Genomic DNA, 16,847 nt, shown 5'->3' with positions numbered 1-16,847 from the left:
TTACTCCCGCGGCGTTCGATACCGGTTTTAGCACCGGCTTGAATGCAAATATTCTGGGCAGCTGCTGCCGCTGGCGTGTGCAGCTGCCGATCGGTCAGGTCAGGAAGATCGCCATCAGGATCACGATGAGCGCGACCGAGGCCGTGCCGTACTTCACCAGCTTGATGAAGCCCTCGTAGGTCTGCTCGTGGGCAACGTAGTCGTTGCCGTCGGCGGTGCTGTACGCCACTTCGCTATGATCAGCCATGGATGTCCCCAGTCGAAAGTTCAATTCTTAGGCTGGGATACCGCAAAGTTTCGGGCAGGGCAACGGCAGGCGGGCGCGGTTTTCCTGCAAATCAGGTGATTTGGAATTCCAATTGCCGGGAATCGGGGCGCGCGCTGCTCAGTCCTGTTCGACCTCCGTGGCGGCGGCACTCACGGGCCGTCGCCGGAGCGCCGGGAGCCCGAGCGCCGCGCGCACCTCGGCGACGGCCGTCTCTCCAGCCGCGGTGAACCGCGCCATGCGCGGAGCGGTGCCGGGACCGACCGCGACATCATGGTCGCCGGCCAGGAAACCATGGGTCATGTGAAACCCGAGCGCGCGATAGACCTCGAACTGCTCCTCCGAGAAGAACTGGTCGCCGGTGGTCTCGTGGGGAAAGGTGTCGTTACGGCGCGCATAGTCGCGGATGTAGTCGTTCTCGTCGCTGGAGAGCGAGGACTTGATATAGACGAGATAGCCCTTGTCATCGCCGCCATAGTCGATGACGCCGATCGCCACGTGAACGTGGGGCTTCGAGGCTTCTTCCGATGTCCCAGGGGACGCTTGCGCGGAGGTCTTGTCCGCATTCTCCGCCATGATGGCACGCGTGCGGTCGCGGATCGGGGTCCAGGGCAGATCGATGCGGACCCCGAGATCGATGCGGGCGTAGCGCTGCAGCTTCATCAGCGAGGCGAAATTCATGGGCGCGTCTGCTTCCGCGTCGACTGCGACGATCACCCTGCAACGCCGGCGCAGCAGCTCGTAGACGCCGAGATTCTCGATGTGGCCGCCGTCGGTGAGATAGACGCCGTCGCTGTTCTCGTAGAGACGGCCGGAGATTTCCGACCACAGGAATAAGGGCGTGGAGCGCCGCTGCGGCCGGGCCGTGGCCTCGACATAGCGCGGATTGCTCAGCCAGTAGCCCAGCCGCACGTTGAGCAGCGCGAGCGTCGGCGTCAGCGCCTTGATCGAGTTCGAGCCCATGTTCGACGACGCCGCAGCCCCTGAGATCGCCATGGCGGTGGCGAGGTCGAGGCCTTGCTCCAGGCGCTCGACCGCCTCCGTCTTGGCGTAGCGTGTCGCTTCGCTGCCGACATAGAGCGGCGAGAAGACGAAGAAGTCCGCGTTGCGACCGCGCCGGTTGGCGAAGTCGGAGCCCTGGATGTTCAGCGCCGTGTTGATGAGATGATAGGGTGCCCCCAGCTTCGACGCCGCCGCCAGGCCATCCTTGTCGGCGCCGTCCCTGGCGGCTGCATAGAGCTCGCTCAGCTTCATGCGATCGAGCGGCATGAAATCACGCCCCTGGTCGAGGCTCGCCTCGGCGCGCGCGATATTGCCGTCCGCCGAACGATCAGGGTCGAACAGAAACGCCTTGCTCAGCCGATCTCGGTAGAGACGGTGCAGCGAATTCGCGTTGGGCGTCAAAGACCAGGAGACTGCAAACAACAGCAGGCCGACGAGCGCATAAAGAATGACCAGAGGCAGGCTGTGCGAATAGCCCGAACCTGCATCCGACCAATGGAATTGTCGTGCGACGTTGCTCGCGGCGGATCTGAGCCAGACCGGCACGTGGGAGACCGGCGTCAGCCACTCCATCGTCGCCGCCGGTGCGGCGGGCTGCGGCGTGATCTCGGCCGTGAAGGTGCCCGCGCCCGCGTCGAACGCGATCTTGCCGGCCAGATTGCCCGATGCGGGCGCGGTCGATTTGCTGGCGGCAAGGCAGCTCCTCTGCCCGACGAGGGCCAGAGGCGCCTGGCATTTTTCGAGCGGGTCGTTGGCGATGCCCCAATAGGATAGATAGAGGTAGGCGACCCAGATGATCAGCGGCAGCGCCAGGCCCGCGATCCACAGCGCGACCTTGGCAATGATCGCGACCAGCAGCGCGCCCCATTGCGAGGACACGCTGTTGCCCTTGAGAAATTCGGCGAATTGCTGCCTGAAGGCCGTGACGAACACGCCGATCGGCGCGGCGATCGCGGCGAACGCCTTGATCCAGGTGACGGCGACGCCGCCGACCGGCCCGCCGATCGCGTCGCTGTCGACGACATCGAACATCTGCGACAGCATGAAGGGCTGGAACTCGAAGAATGCGATTACGGCAAGCAGCACCAGGAAGGTTGCGCCGGCAGTCGGCCAGTGCGAACGAAACTCTTGACGTTTTTCGGGGCTCGCCAATGATTGCTTGAGCGCCCAGACGAAGAACAGGCCTATACCGATGATCGCGGTCGCCAGCGTCAGCGCGAAGTGCTTGATCTGCAGGAGGCGCGCGAAGTCGCAGGCGATGCCGAGCAGGAACGCGATCGCCGCGGCATAGATGAAGGACAGCGTCGGACCCATGCCGCGCTCGGCGCGCGCGACCAGATAGGCAATTCCGCCGCAGACGAGCAGCCCCAGCGCGACCATCGTGCCGATCGCCGCGAAGCCGAAGCGGTCCGCGACCCAGCCGAAATGATGCAGCTCGCACTGCGGCAACGCGCCGTCGGCGAGATCGACGCCGAAGAAGTTCGCGACCGTCAGGCAGCTCCGCAGCGGCGTCGACCAGATCGTGACGGCCGCGAGCAGCAGCACGACCGGCAGGGTCAGTCCGATATTGGCGATCAGGCCGCGCACCACGATCGCGATCCCGGTCAGCAGGTCGCGGACGCCGGCCGGGATCAAATAGTTGGAGTAATTCCTGATATGGCCGACCGACGGCGTGTCGCTGATCTCGCTGGCGGTCGCAATTCCACCGGCCGGCCGTTCGCCAAACACGAAACGCCCGGTCACCGTCATGGTGGTGCTGAGCGAGGTGCCGATGTAGCCGCCGCCCGACACCGTGGAGAGATAGTCGATTCGCCCGATCAGATCGTGATGGTTCAATGCCTGAAGCACGCCGAGACAGGTGGCTGAAGAGCGGATGCCGCCGCCGGACAAAGCGAGCCCGACAACGTCGAGCATCTGGCAGGCATCGACGCGGTCGGGATTGAGCTGCCGCGCCGTCTCGCGGCGCGTGTTGATCGCCTTGATCTCGTCGCGAACGATCTGCTGGTGTTTCTGGCACCAGGGCGTTTCCTCTTCGAAGGCCGCGGCGTTCCGCGCTGCTTCAGGTCGCGGAACCTGTCCCCGATCGACCATGCGAGCCTCCCCAGCGGCAAATCACGATCAACAATCAATAGTTGAAAAACACGACAAAGTATCTACTGGCTTAGTCTCGTCTCTGGGCCGAGCGTTCAATGCCGGCGAGCAGGATCTCCAAACCCGTCTCGAACGTCGCGTCAAAATGGGCCGGCTGAAAATACGGAGCAGCCGCCGCAAGATGCCTGAAGCTCGCGGCGATCGTTTCGTTCGGGACCGGCTCCGCCGATGAGGGCCCGCGGGCGTAGCCCGCCGTCTCATCCAGCGCCGCGCCCGTGAGGTAATAGCCGAGCTCGCGGAAATAGATTGCGGCGTCGCGGTCAGAGAAGCCCGCCTCGCGGAGGATGCCGATGATTCCGTCGATATAGGCGACCCCGGCAGGTGTATTGAGCCGGTGCACCGCGAAGAACGGGAAGAAGGCAGGGTGCTTGAGCGCCATGGCGCGGAAGCCGTGGGCAGCCCGGCGCAGGCGCTCGCGCCAGTCCCATTGCGGCTCCATCGCCACGCGCGCCTGTGCGAGCATCAGATCGACGAGCGCATCCATCAAATGCGCCTTGCTCGGGAAGTGATGATAGATGCTCATGGCCTCGCAGCCGAGCTCCTCGCCCAGCCGGCGCGTCGAGAGCTTGGCAAGTCCCTCGCGATCGACCAGCGCCATCGCGGAGGCCGCAATAAGCTCGCGGGACAGCCCCCTGCCCCCTTCGCGCGGCGGCCGGCGCTTGCGCGGGACAGTCGAGGCTTTCCGGCCCGCTCTGGCTTTTCTGGTCATGACATCCGAATCGAAACCGCTTGCAACCTTACACTGCAAGGCGGTATTGTGAAGTCACCTTACACTGTAAGCCTGGAGCCGAAGCGATGTCCGCAATCGACCTGTTTGGCCTCTTGGTGCCGGCGACCTATCTCGTCATGCTGGCCATCGAGCGCCTGATCCCGGCGCGGCAATTCCCGGAGATTCCTTATTGGCGGCTCAGGGGCTTCTGCTTCTTGATTGTTCAGGGCCTGCTGGCGACGCTGACCCCGCTGCTGATCCCGGAAGCCTGGCTGGAGCGGCACAGGTTGATGGACCTCACCGGTCTCGGCGTCGCCGGCGGAACGGCACTCGGCTATGTCGTGCTCTCACTCGTCAATTACGGCTGGCACCGCAGCGCGCACACCTTTCCCCTGATGTGGCGGCTGTTCCACCAGATCCATCACAGCCCGCAACGCATGGACATGTCCGGCGCGGCCCTGTTTCACCCGCTGGAGACGATCTCATTCTTTGCGATCGCATCCGTGGTGACGACGCTGGTGCTCGGGCTCGATCCGGTCGCGGCGGCAGCGACCGGCTATATCGCCGCCTTCTACGGCTATTTCCAGCACATGAATGTGCGCACGCCGCAATGGCTCGGCTTCGTCATCCAGCGGCCGGAGGCGCATTGCATCCATCACCAGCGCGACGTGCACGCCTTCAATTATGGCGACCTGCCGATCTGGGACATGCTGTTCGGCACCTTCCGCAATCCGGCAAGCTTCGAGGGCGCGGTCGGCTTCGACAAGCCGGCGACCGACCGGTTTGGTGCGATGCTCGGCTTCGTCGACGTGAACGAGCCCGCGATCGGGCAGAACAGCCTCGGCCGCAGCCCCAACGCGACCGGCTAGAGCAAAGCGTCCGCGTTCAATCTCAGCCCATCGCCTCCAGCTCGTCGATCATCCCGGCGATGACCGACAGGCCGCCATCCCAGAATTTGGGATCCTTGGCATCGAGCCCGAACGGGCGCAGCAGCTCGGAATAATGCTTGGTGCCGCCGGCCGCGAGCATGTCGAGATAGCGCTCGGCAAAGCCCTCGGCCGCGTTTTCGTAGACGGCATAGAGCGAGTTCACGAGGCAATCGCCGAAAGCATAGGCGTAGACGTAGAACGGCGAATGGATGAAGTGCGGGATGTACATCCAGTAGTTCTCATAGCCCGCCTTGATCTCGATCGCAGGCCCGAGGCTCTCGCCCTGCACCGACAGCCAGATCTCCCCGAGCCGCGTCGCGGTGAGCTCGCCGTTCTTGCGTTCGGTGTGGACCGCGCGCTCGAAGGAATAGAACGCGATCTGCCGCACCACGGTGTTGATCATGTCCTCGACCTTGCCGGCCAGCAGCGCCTGGCGCTGTTTTGCATTTTTGGTCTGGGCAAGGAGCCGCTTGAACGTCAGCATCTCGCCGAACACGCTCGCGGTCTCCGCCAGCGTGAGCGGCGTCGGCGCCATCAGCGCACCGTTCTTGGCCGCCAGCACCTGATGCACGCCATGGCCGAGCTCGTGGGCGAGCGTCATCACGTCGCGCGGCTTGCCCTGGTAGTTCATGAGCACGTAAGGGTGCGCGGAGGGCGTGGTCGGATGCGAGAACGCACCCGGCGCCTTGCCCGGCCGCACCGGCGCGTCGATCCAGCGATCGGTGAAGAAGCGCTCGGCGATATCGGCCATTTTGGGCGAGAAGCCGCGATAGGCCGTCAGCACCATGTTGCGCGCATCGGGCCAGCCGATGACGTCGGTCGCGGCAAACGGCAACGGCGCGTTGCGGTCCCAATAGGCCAGCCGCTTCTTGCCGAACCACTTCGCCTTCAGCGCATAATAGCGATGCGACAGCTTTGGATAGGCCGCGCGCACCGAGGCCACCAGCGCATCCACAACCTCGCGCTCGACCCGGTTGTTGAGGTGCCGGGAATCCGCAACATCCTGAAAACCGCGCCAGCGGTCGGAGATGTCTTTGTCCTTGGCGAGCGTGTTGGTGATCAGCGCAAAGGTGCGCTCATTGGCCTTGAAAGTCTTTGCCAGTGCCTCAGCCGCGCTCTTGCGCTTTGCGCCATCACGGTCCTGCAGCAGATTGAGCGTCGGCTCGATCGCCAGCTCCTTGGACCCGACCTTGAAACGCAGGCCGGAGATGGTCTGGTCGAACAGCCGGTTGAAGGCGGAATAGCCGGTCTGCGCCTTCTCCAGGAACAATTGCTCGAGCTTGTCGTCGAGCTGATACGGCTTCTCCTTGCGCAGGTCCTCAATCCACGGGCGGTAGTACGCAAGCTCGGGGGCTTGCATCGCGCGGTTCAAAATATCGTCATCGACGCGATTGAGCTCGAGCGCAAAGAACAGAAGATGCGTCGACGCCGCCGTCAGCCGCTCCGAAACATCGCCGTAAAACTTTGAAATCGCAGGGTCCACGCTGTCGCCGGCATGGACGAGCCCTGCATAGGAGCCGAGGCGGCCGGCGAGATCGTCGATCGCCTCAAAGCGTCGCACCGCCTCCGCGAGCCATTTTCCGCCATCTTCGTTTGCTGTCCCTGTCGAGAGCTTGCCCTTGTAGTCCGTCTCGAACGCGACGCAGTCGGCATCCATCTTTTCGAGATCGCGCGCCACTTCCGGCGCATCGATCCCGGAATAGAGATCGGCCAGGTTCCACTCGGGAAGCTTGCCGGTTTTGCTCGCAGGCTTAGCGGAGGGTTTTGCCTTGGCGGTAGATTTCTTGGCTGCCGATTTCTTGACGGCAGATGTCTTCGCAGCAGCAGACTTGCGGAGAGCAGGCTTGTTGAGGGCAGACTTGTTGAGGGCAGGCTTGTTGAGAGCAGACTTGGAGCGCGAATTCATTGTGTGGGAAACCTGTGTTCAACCATCGCGGCGGCGGGCGGGGGCATCAAGGTTTAAGAGTGCGTTAATCGGCTTCGGCCAGAGTGCCCCGATTCGAGACAGATAGTAGTAGCGTGCGGGGAACACCATGGCTGCCAGTATTTTGATCGCCGACGACGATGCCGTAGCACGCCGGCTGGTCGAGAACATGGTGCAGAAATGCGGCTATGAGACGGTCGTCGTGGACTCCGGCGATGCCGCGATCGCCGCCCTCACCGCTCCCGATGCTCCGGCCATCGACGGTGTCATCCTCGATCTCGTGATGCCCGGCCTCGACGGCATGGGCGTGCTGGCCAAAATCCGCGAAGCGGGCCTCAGCGTCCCCGTCATCGTGCAGACCGCCCATGGCGGCATCGACAACGTGATCTCGGCGATGCGCGCTGGCGCGGCCGATTTCGTGGTCAAGCCGGTCGGCCTCGAGCGACTTCAGGTCTCACTGCGCAATGCTCTCAACGCCTCCGCGCTCAAGGGCGAATTGCAGCGTATCCGGCACAGCCGCGAGGGCCGGCTGACCTTCTCCGATATCATCACCCGCGCCGAGGCGATGGCCGGCGTGATGCGCGCCGCGCAGAAAGCCGCGAACTCTTCCATTCCGGTGCTGATCGAGGGCGAGTCCGGCGTCGGCAAGGAGATGTTCGCGCGCGCCATCCATGGCAGCGGCGAGCGCAAGGCGAAGCCGTTCGTCGCCGTCAATTGCGGCGCGATTCCCGACAACCTCGTCGAGTCCATTCTGTTCGGCCACGAAAAGGGTGCTTTCACCGGCGCCACCGAACGGCACATGGGCAAATTCGTCGAAGCCCATGGCGGCACGCTGTTTCTGGACGAGGTCAGCGAGCTGCCGCTGACCGCGCAGGTGAAGCTGCTGCGCGCGCTCCAGGAAGGCGCCGTCGAGGCGGTCGGCGGCCGCAAGCCCGTCAAGGTCGACGTCCGCATCGTCTCGGCCACCAATCGCCGGCTGCTGGAGCGGGTCAAGCAGGGACACTTCCGGGAAGATCTGTTCTATCGCCTGCACGTGCTGCCGCTGACGATCCCCTCGCTCCGGGCCCGGCGCGAGGACATCCCGCATCTGCTCCGGCATTTCCTGGCGCGCTTTGCCGCCGAGGAGAACCGCCAGATCACCGGCATCAGCGGCGAGGCCATGGCGCATCTCGCCCAACTCGACTGGCCCGGCAACATCCGCCAGCTCGAGAATGCGGTCTACCGTGCGGTGGTGATGAGCGAGGGCGACCAGCTCGGCCTCAGTGATTTCCCGCTGCTCGCGTCGCAGCCGCACCACGCCACCGAGATTCCGACCGCGCCGCTGATGCTCGAGCCGGCGGCGAGCCCGTCGGTCGTGTCAGGTAACGATATACCAATCGCTCCTCTCCCGGCCGTGGGAACTTTGGCGATGCTGACCCCAACCGGCGATGTCCGCGCACTCGAGGACATGGAGAACGAGATCATCCGTTTCGCGATCTCGCATTATCGCGGCCAGATGTCCGAGGTGGCCCGCCGTCTCAAAATCGGCCGGTCCACCCTCTACCGCAAACTCGACGAAGCCGGGGTTCCCGGCCATGGCGGGAAAAGCGGCGAAGAGACGCACTGAGCCTCATGCGAACGGAGGTTCGCGAGGCGATGCGAGACCGGTTGTAAGCCGTTCGCATGACGACGGAATTCGACTGCGACTTGAACCGTGACTTGGAAGTGACAGACACAGGGAAAAGCGCTTGAGGCCAGCGCACAATCCGTTGCCAAGAGGCTCCCTTGAAGTCAGTTTGGCGTGAGTTGTCCCGGTTAGCGCTGGCTGCAAAACCGGGGTCTGTATATCGTCTGCGTATGAATCGTTGCGTGCAGGCGTGCAACTTTCGAGAGGCCGGCGCGATTTAGCCGAAGCTCAATTGGCGATAACAAAGCTGTTCCATAAGGGACAGTTCACCCAAGGGGTGCGACACAATGCGTGACTGTTTGAACCACCGTGCGGGCTTCGACCGTGTCTTGATGACGGTCGCGGCAACCTTCCTCACGGTGTCGGCCAGCTCAGCCCTGGCGCAGGATCAGGCGCGCAGCAGCGCTGCGGAGCTCGCGATCGAAGCCGCGATCCCGCGCCCCGAGCCGGCCAATGTCCCGCCCCCGACCGCATCGGACATCAAGCTCGACACCACCGCCACGGTTCAGGACTCCGCCAAGGAGCCGGCAAGGGAGCCTGTGAGGGCTGACGTCGCCCCAGCCGCCGACAAGGTCGAGACCAAGCCTTCCGACGTCGCCACGACGCCCGCCACCGAGGCGCCGAAGAGCGAGACTGCCAAAACCGAGTCTGCAAAGACTGAGCCTGCGAAGACCGAGCCTGCAAAGGCCGACACCGCCACGGCAAATCCGGCTGCGCCTTCAGCACCCGCTGCGGCTCCGGCCGCCGAGCCGGTCAAGGCTGCGAGCAGCGTCCCCGCCGCCGACCAGCCGGTCGCCGACAAGCTCAAGGACATCGTCGGCGCCAAGACGTCGCGCCATTTCGACCGCAAGAACGAGCGCGCGGCGATCGAGAAATTTTACGGCGCACGCGACTTCGCGCCGGTCTGGACGCAAGGCGGCAGCCTGACGGCTGCGGCCAAGGGGGTCATCGCGCGGCTGAAGGACGCCGCCTCCGACGGCCTCAATCCGGCGGATTATCCGGTGCCGGATTTCGCCAGCGCCACCACGCCCGATGCGCTGGCCGATGCCGAGCTCAAGCTCACCGCCAGCATGTTCGACTATGCGCGCCAAGCCCAGAGCGGCCGCATGCATTGGTCGCAGGTCTCTGGCGACATCCTATATCCCGAGCATCCGGTCGACCCGAACGAGGTGCTCGCCAAGGTCACGACCGCAACTGACGCTTCCGCAGCGCTCGACAGCTACAACCCGCCGCACAAGCTCTACAAGGAGCTGAAGGCGAAGCTCGCGGAGCTTCGCGGTCAGGGCAGCGGCCCGGCGATCGAGATCACCGACGGTCCGGCGCTGAAATACACTCCGGCCACCAAGAAGCAGGCCGAAATCGTCGTGGAAGATTCGCGCGTGCCGCAGCTCCGCGCCAAGCTGGGCCTCGCCGAGAACGCCAGCGACACCCGCTATGACGCCGCCGTCGCCGACGCCGTGCGCAAGTTCCAGAACAGCGCCGAAATGAAGGCGACCGGCATCCTCGACGACAAGACGGTCAAGGCGCTCAACACCCCGAAGCGCGACAAGCAGATCGACGTCGTGCTGGTCAACATGGAGCGCTGGCGCTGGCTGCCGCGCGACCTCGGCGCGCCATCGCTGGGCGATGCCTATGTGATCCTCAACATTCCCGACTACACGCTGAAGGTGATGCAGCGCGGCCAGCAGGTCTGGACCACCCGCGTCGTCACCGGCAAGCCGGGCACGCATGCGACTCCGCTGCTGACCGAGACGATGAAGTACATCACGGTCAACCCGACCTGGAACGTGCCGCCGTCGATCGTCTACAACGAGTATCTGCCGGCGCTTCAGCAGGACCCCACCGTGCTGCAGCGCATGGGCCTCAAGCTCGAGCAGAACCGCGATGGCTCGGTGCACATCTCGCAGCCGCCCGGCGAAGCCAACGCGCTCGGCCGCATCCGCTTCAACTTCCCGAACAAGTTCCTGGTCTATCAGCACGACACGCCGGACAAGAACCTGTTCGCCAGGGAAGATCGCGCCTTCAGCCATGGCTGCATGCGCGTGCAGAACCCCGATCAGTACGCCTCGGTGCTGCTCAACATCGTCATGCCGAACGAGAAGTACACGCCGGAGCGCGTGCGCAGCATGTACGGCAGGAGCGAGATCGACCTGAAATTCCCGACGCCGATGCCGGTCAACATCACCTATCAGACCGCGTTCGTGGATGACGCCGGCAAGCTGCAATTCCGCAAGGACGTCTATGGCCGCGACGCGACCATGATCAACATCCTGAAGAACAATCGCGGCAAGGACCTTGAGGCCGTCGTTGCGCACTCGCAGCCCAGCTATTCGCGCCCGGCGACGACCCTGCCCTCCGGCGTCGCGGTGGCCAACAATGGCGGCGGCTTCGGCTCGTCCGGCCCGAACTTCTTCGAGCGGCTGTTCGGAGGCGGGGCTCCGACCCCGCCGCCGGCTCCGGTCGGCCGCCGGCCCCAGCAGCAGCGGGTATTTACCCGGTAAGCCTGCTCGACGGCTGTTTCCAAAATTCTGCAACGATATCAACGGTCCCATCCCATGGATGGGGCCGTTTAACGTTAACCATTGTCCACCTCGGCCCGGAGAGCGGGCGTTTTTTTGCCACAGTCAACCGGTTAGGATCGTATTCTGACTTGGTTTGGGGGCGGGAAGGTCAACCTCGAATTAACCTTCTCGCTTTAAGAAAGCGTTCATCCTCTTCGCGCTGCTAACGGGGTTGGCGGGAGAGTCCATTTTGAACGCTCGTCGACTGGGTGGGCTCATACGTGCTGACTGGTCTCGCACGCCAATTCGCTGTGCTGTCGTTGTCCCATGCGGGAGTGAAGGCCGGTTCGCGCATCGGCCTCGCTGCCGCATTGCTGCTTGCTGCCGCGGGATCGGTTCATAACGCGGCCGCGCTGAACGAGACCAAGACGCTCTCCTTCCACCACACCCATTCCGGCGAAGACCTCACCGTCACCTTCAAGCGCGACGGCCGTTATGACGAAGCGGCGCTGAAGCAGCTCAACCACTTCCTGCGCGACTGGCGCACCCAGGACGAGACGGTCATGGACCGCCGCCTGTTCGACATCCTCTGGGAAGTCTATCGCGACGTCGACGCCAAGCAGCCGATCCAGATCATCTCGTCCTACCGCTCCCCCGCCACCAACGCCATGCTCCGCCGCCGCTCCTCCGGGGTGGCGCGCTTCAGCCAGCACATGCTGGGACATGCGATGGACTTCTACATTCCGGGCGTGCCGCTGGAGCAGATCCGCTTCGCCGGCTTGCGCCTGCAGCGCGGCGGCGTCGGCTTCTATCCGACCTCAGGCTCGCCCTTCGTGCATCTGGACACCGGCAGCATCCGGCACTGGCCGCGCATGACGCATGACCAACTCGCCCGCGTCTTCCCGGACGGCAAGACGGTGCATCTGCCGACCGACGGCACGCCGCTGAAGGGCTATGAGCTCGCCAAGGCCGAGATCGAGCGCCGCGGCAACGGCGACGATTCCAGCAGCAGCAAGCCGAACTTCTTCGCCGCCCTGTTCAGGGGCAAATCGGCAGCTCCGGCTGCCAGCAGCGATGAGGATGACGAGGGCGCGCCCGCCCCGGCCGCGAAGCCGGCAGCCCCCACCGTCGTCGCAGCCGCAGCCAAGCCCGCCGAACCGGTGCCGACGCCGCGAGCCAAGCCGCAAATGGCCGCGATCCAGCTCGCCTCGGCCGATGCGCAGCTCGTTGCCCCGCCCAAGCCGAAGCCCGCGCCGGTTGCTGACAAGCCCGCTGCCGGCAAATCTGCTGACGACAAGCCGGAGACGCCGGCCGACATCATCAATGCCCGCGGCTTCTGGGATGACGTCCCGGCCGCGCCACAGCAGGCGACGCCGGCGCAGGTCGCTGCGCTGCAGGCCCGCCAGGCCCTTGCCGCCGCCACCGATCCGCAGGCCACCGCGAGCGTGTCCAACGCGGCCCTGCAGGCGCTGGCTTTCGCGCCCGCGGCCTCCCCGGTTGACCGCGCCAATGTCGTTGCCGCCTCGGCGCCGATCCCGCGCTCCGCCCGCCCCGCCTCGCGCAGCCTCGCCCAGGCGACGGAGATCAACACCGTGGTCGGCAAGAGCACCGACGGCATGGTCGCGACCGCGACGCGCCTCTCTGCCGCCAAGGGCGAGAGCGTCTGGCTCAAGATCGTGATGCTGTCGCCGAGCGCCAGCCGTGCGATGTCGGTCACGCTGATGGGCGAGCTCGATACCGCGGCGCTGCGCGCTTATTTCGTCAAGCCGCGGGCCGTGATCGCGATGGGCTTTGCCGACGACCCGATGCAGGGGCTGTCCTGCGAGACCTTCTCCGGCAGCGCCACCGCAAAGCTCCAGACGACGTCGTTCGTCGTGCGGACCGCGGCGCTGCGCTGAGCGCCGCTGCTGTTTCCAGAATTTCACTCTCGTAGCTCGGAGCGAAGCGCAATCCGGGAATCATGCCGCATGCAACGACGGCCCCGGATTTCGCTGCGCTCCATCCGGGCTACAGGTGGTGCTACCGCGCCTGCTTGCCCCGCCGATCCCGATGATAGGTCAGCGCCAGCGACAGACAGATCGATAGCTCCCGCGTCAGCAGCTTGCCCGACACCGGCAACAACAGCGCCCTGGTTTGCCGATATTCGAACTGATCGGGAAAGCGTTCGCGGAACGTGTCGATCAGGGTCGTCTTGCAGTTGAAGAGAATGGCGGCGGCGTCGGAGTCCTTGACGCGGCCAAGCCGGATCGTCGATCCGCTGCCGGTCTCATCGGTCAGATAAGCCGGCTCGCCCCATTTCAGGGTCTCGGTAAGGCGGCCGACATGCTCGTCCGCAGCGGCAGTCGCGAAGATCAGGTCGCGCACCTGCAGCAGCCGCTTGCCGATCGGTGCCGGCAGAGCGCCGAAGGCACGGTTCAATTCGCGCGGCAGCGGTGGCGCAGTCACGGCGGTCTCCGTTCACAAACGAAGGGCAACACGCCAGCCTTGTAGCCCGGACGGAGCGAAAGCGTCATCCCGGGAATGCGGCCTGCGCTGCCAGAACCCGGATTCCGCTTGCGCTCCATCCGGGCTACGGCAGCGACGTTTGAGGCGCGAGCGCCTCAGATCATCCCCAGCGCCTGCATGTAGGTCTCGAGAATCGTTTCGGCCTCGGCGCGCTCGTTCGGATCCTGCTTGCGCAGCCGCACAATGGTGCGCAGCGCCTTGACGTCGTAGCCATTGCCCTTGCTCTCGGCATAGACGTCGCGGATGTCGTCGGAGATCGCCTTCTTCTCTTCCTCCAGCCGCTCGATGCGCTCGATGATGGATTTGAGCTGGTCCTTGGCAAATTTCGTCGCGGGCTCGTCATCGCGGACGGCGGCGGTGGTGGCCATCTTGGTACTCCAAATGGAACTGGCAAAACGAGGTGACGCCGGCATCCCTCACCGCGCGTGCTGGCAGAACCCTTAGGGTTGGCGCCGGTCGCGTTCAAGGCAGCATCGCGCTCGTCCACAGCGCGCCCACACCTTCCTGCGGCGGGGCGAAGAAAGCTGTTGTGCGGTGCGACTCAAGGCTTGCGCGAACTCAATGCCCGTGGCCGTGGGGATGGACCTTCTTCATGGTCTCGAGCTGCTCGGGCGTGGCCGCGCCCTGATGTTTCGACTTCCAGGTCTCGTAGGGCATGCCGTAGACGGCCTCACGGCTCTCGTCCTTGCTCAAGGCGACACCTTGGGCGTCGGCAGCTTCCTTGAGCCAGTTGGACAGGCAGTTGCGGCAGAAGCCCGCCAGATTCATCAGGTCGATGTTCTGGACGTCGGTCCGGGTCTTGAGATGATCGACCAGACGCCGGAAAGCGGCCGCCTCGAGCTCGGTTCTGGTTTTGTCGTCGATTGCCATGGCTGTATCCCCGGTAACCTTTGGGCCTGACCCCGATGGGGGTCACCCTTACGGGATCAATTGGGCCCTGTCACAGATTTTGCCATATCCCGGCGCAGACCGGTCCGAAGCCGGGTTGCCGCTCGTTTGTGGCGGTTCCCCGGCCCTACGCCAAATCGTCAATGATCTGGTATAGCTACCGCGACAATGATTGCCGAATCTCCCCGCTCCCCGCTTCGCCTGCTCGCCCGGTTGGTCCCGGTGCTGATGGTCGCCTGGCTATGCCTTGGCGCCAGCCCGGCCTCGGCCGATTTCCGGCTCTGCAACAACACATCGAGCCGGGTCGGCATTGCCCTCGGCTACAAGGACGCCGAGGGCTGGACCACCGAGGGCTGGTGGAACATCTCGTCGCGCTCCTGCGAGACCCTGCTGCGGGGAACGCTGGTCGCCCGTTACTATTACATCTACGCGATCGACTATGATCGCGGCGGCGAGTGGTCGGGGCAGGCCTTCATGTGCTCCCGCGACAAGGAGTTCACCATCCGCGGCACCGAGGATTGCCTCGCGCGCGGCTACGACCGGACCGGCTATTTCGAGGTCGACACCGGCGAGCAGCGGGCGTGGACGGTGCAACTGACCGACGCCAACGAACAGCCGGCGCAGCAACGCGTACCTGGCCTGCCCGGTCCGGTTGGCCCAGGCGGGGTTCCGGGTTTGCCCACCAGCCCGCCCGGTGCTACGCCCCCGGGCTCGCCCGGCCTGCCACCCCAGTCTGGAAATAAGCCATGAGGCGTCTTCGCCGTATCAAGATTCTCGCGACCCTGGGACCGGCCTCTTCAGATCTCGCGATGATCCGCCGCCTGTTCGAGGCCGGCGCCGACCTGTTTCGCATCAACATGAGCCACACCCCGCATGACAAGATGCGGGAGCTGGTGGCGACGATCCGCAACGTCGAGTCGAGCTACGGCCGGCCGATCGGCATCCTGGTCGACCTGCAGGGCCCGAAGCTCAGATTGGGCGCCTTCGCCGAAGGCTCGGTGCAGCTCCAGAACGGCCAGACCTTCACGCTCGATTCCAACAAGACGCCCGGCGATGCCACGCGCGTCCACCTGCCGCATCCGGAGATCCTGGCCGCGCTCAGGCCGGGCCACGCGCTGCTGCTCGACGACGGCAAGGTGCGCCTGATCGCAGAGGAGACCTCGAAGGAGCACGCGGTGACGCGTGTCGTGGTCGGCGGCAAGATGAGCGACCGCAAGGGCGTCAGCCTGCCCGACACCGACCTGCCGGTCTCCGCCATGACGCCGAAGGATCGCGCCGACCTCGAGGCGGCGCTCGTCACCGGAATCGACTGGATCGCGCTGTCCTTCGTGCAGCGCGCCGACGACGTGCTCGAAGCCAAGAAGATGATCCGCGGCCGCGCCGCCGTCATGGCCAAGATCGAGAAGCCGCAGGCGATCGACCGCCTCGCCGACATCATCGAGGCCTCCGACGCGCTGATGGTGGCGCGCGGCGACCTCGGCGTCGAGCTGCCGCTCGAGCGCGTGCCGAGCCTGCAGAAGCAGATGACGCGGATGGCGCGCCGCGCCGGCAAGCCGGTGGTGATCGCGACCCAGATGCTGGAATCGATGATCCAGTCGCCGGTCCCGACCCGCGCCGAAGTCTCGGACGTCGCAACGGCGGTCTATGAGGGCGCCGACGCCATCATGCTGTCGGCCGAGTCGGCCGCCGGCAAATTCCCCGTCGAGGCAGTCTCGACCATGAACCGCATCGGCGAGGAGGTCGAACGCGACCCGACATACCGCTCGGTGATCATGGCCCAGCGCCCGGCGCCGGAAGCGACTGTGGGCGATGCGATCGCGGATGCGGCGCGGCAGATCGCCGAGACCCTCGACCTGCCCGCCTTGATCTGCTGGACCTCGTCGGGCTCGACCGCAGTGCGCGTGGCGCGCGAACGGCCGAAGCCGCCGATCGTGGCGATCACGCCGAACATCACGGCAGGACGGCGGCTCGCCGTCACTTGGGGCGTGCACTGCGTGGTCGCTGAGGATGCCCGGGACCAGGACGACATGGTCAGCCGTGCCGGCCAGATCGCGTTCCGTGACGGCTTCGTCCGTGCCGGCCAGCGCGTGCTCATCGTCGCCGGCGTGCCGCTCGGCATTCCCGGCACCACCAACATGGTACGCATCGCCTCGGTCGGCCCCGAAGGCGACGCGAACATGTAGGTCGCCGGCACCCCTCCAACACAAATATCGAAGAACAACCCCATGCACAGTAGCCGGAGGGTCCGGCGAGCTTGCTGCGATCTGACGAAAAGGCTTTCCCGCTCAACGACCTAAGCAGGATCAG

Annotated in this window: 13 protein-coding genes; 6 read left to right on the top strand and 7 right to left on the bottom strand. The window is 65.0% G+C overall.

What is annotated here, in order from left to right; genetic code table 11:
- Positions 1-94 precede the first annotated feature (94 nt).
- The 3 genes from RPS27_RS00260 to RPS27_RS00250 all read right to left on the bottom strand — a co-directional run bounded on the left by RPS27_RS00260 (position 95) and on the right by RPS27_RS00250 (position 4,127).
- A complete protein-coding gene (locus RPS27_RS00260; protein ID WP_018317799.1) occupies positions 95-247 on the bottom strand; it encodes an aa3-type cytochrome c oxidase subunit IV in 153 nt (50 codons plus the stop codon).
- 138 nt (positions 248-385) lie between these two features.
- Positions 386-3,358 carry a cell division protein gene (locus tag RPS27_RS00255; RefSeq protein ID WP_212067394.1) on the bottom strand — a complete coding sequence of 991 codons (2,973 nt, stop codon included), beginning with the start codon at positions 3,356-3,358 and terminating at the stop codon, positions 386-388.
- A gap of 70 nt (positions 3,359-3,428) precedes the next feature.
- Positions 3,429-4,127 (bottom strand): TetR/AcrR family transcriptional regulator, encoded by a 699-nt coding sequence (locus tag RPS27_RS00250; RefSeq protein WP_211415979.1) that lies wholly within the window; start codon positions 4,125-4,127, stop codon positions 3,429-3,431.
- A gap of 86 nt (positions 4,128-4,213) precedes the next feature.
- Here RPS27_RS00250 and RPS27_RS00245 point away from each other — a divergent pair, with 86 nt between their 5' ends.
- Positions 4,214-4,996 (top strand): sterol desaturase family protein, encoded by a 783-nt coding sequence (locus tag RPS27_RS00245; RefSeq protein WP_212067395.1) that lies wholly within the window; start codon positions 4,214-4,216, stop codon positions 4,994-4,996.
- Between the two features lie 22 nt (positions 4,997-5,018).
- Here the strand turns inward: RPS27_RS00245 and RPS27_RS00240 are convergent, their stop codons facing one another.
- Complete coding sequence (locus RPS27_RS00240) at positions 5,019-6,962, bottom strand: M3 family oligoendopeptidase (protein ID WP_313753836.1); 1,944 nt, start codon at positions 6,960-6,962, stop codon at positions 5,019-5,021.
- A gap of 127 nt (positions 6,963-7,089) precedes the next feature.
- On the opposite strand from RPS27_RS00240, the gene RPS27_RS00235 reads away from it, so the two are divergent.
- The 3 genes from RPS27_RS00235 to RPS27_RS00225 all read left to right on the top strand — a co-directional run bounded on the left by RPS27_RS00235 (position 7,090) and on the right by RPS27_RS00225 (position 13,045).
- Positions 7,090-8,586, top strand: coding sequence for a sigma-54-dependent transcriptional regulator (locus RPS27_RS00235; RefSeq protein WP_211415976.1), 1,497 nt, complete (start codon positions 7,090-7,092; stop codon positions 8,584-8,586).
- A gap of 347 nt (positions 8,587-8,933) precedes the next feature.
- Positions 8,934-11,147 (top strand): L,D-transpeptidase family protein, encoded by a 2,214-nt coding sequence (locus RPS27_RS00230; protein ID WP_212067397.1) that lies wholly within the window; start codon positions 8,934-8,936, stop codon positions 11,145-11,147.
- A gap of 281 nt (positions 11,148-11,428) precedes the next feature.
- Positions 11,429-13,045, top strand: coding sequence for a DUF882 domain-containing protein (locus RPS27_RS00225; protein ID WP_313753835.1), 1,617 nt, complete (start codon positions 11,429-11,431; stop codon positions 13,043-13,045).
- Between the two features lie 121 nt (positions 13,046-13,166).
- Here RPS27_RS00225 and RPS27_RS00220 read toward each other — a convergent pair whose 3' ends face one another.
- The 3 genes from RPS27_RS00220 to RPS27_RS00210 form a co-directional block, all read right to left on the bottom strand.
- Positions 13,167-13,592 carry a DUF1801 domain-containing protein gene (locus RPS27_RS00220; RefSeq protein ID WP_212067399.1) on the bottom strand — a complete coding sequence of 142 codons (426 nt, stop codon included), beginning with the start codon at positions 13,590-13,592 and terminating at the stop codon, positions 13,167-13,169.
- Positions 13,593-13,747: 155 nt separating this feature from the next.
- On the bottom strand, positions 13,748-14,020 hold the full coding sequence (locus RPS27_RS00215) for a DUF2312 domain-containing protein (RefSeq protein ID WP_142250883.1): 273 nt from the start codon (positions 14,018-14,020) through the stop codon (positions 13,748-13,750).
- Between the two features lie 190 nt (positions 14,021-14,210).
- Positions 14,211-14,522 (bottom strand): DUF1244 domain-containing protein, encoded by a 312-nt coding sequence (locus tag RPS27_RS00210; protein WP_194404325.1) that lies wholly within the window; start codon positions 14,520-14,522, stop codon positions 14,211-14,213.
- 186 nt (positions 14,523-14,708) lie between these two features.
- Here RPS27_RS00210 and RPS27_RS00205 point away from each other — a divergent pair, with 186 nt between their 5' ends.
- The gene (locus tag RPS27_RS00205; RefSeq protein WP_194404326.1) at positions 14,709-15,290 is read left to right on the top strand and encodes a DUF1036 domain-containing protein; all 582 of its coding nucleotides are present in this window, start codon (positions 14,709-14,711) and stop codon (positions 15,288-15,290) included.
- Positions 15,287-16,723, top strand: a complete 1,437-nt coding sequence (gene pyk / locus RPS27_RS00200; protein ID WP_211415971.1) for a pyruvate kinase — start codon at positions 15,287-15,289, stop codon at positions 16,721-16,723. The genes RPS27_RS00205 and pyk overlap by 4 nt, the downstream gene beginning before the upstream one ends.
- The last annotated feature ends 124 nt before the right edge of the window (positions 16,724-16,847 follow it).

Source organism: Bradyrhizobium sp. WYCCWR 12699 (genome assembly GCF_032144035.1).
In the GTDB taxonomy this organism is placed as follows: Bacteria; Pseudomonadota; Alphaproteobacteria; order Rhizobiales; family Xanthobacteraceae; genus Bradyrhizobium.
The sequence above is the reverse complement of the archived record's forward strand: the minus strand, read 5'-3'. Positions and strand labels throughout refer to the sequence as shown.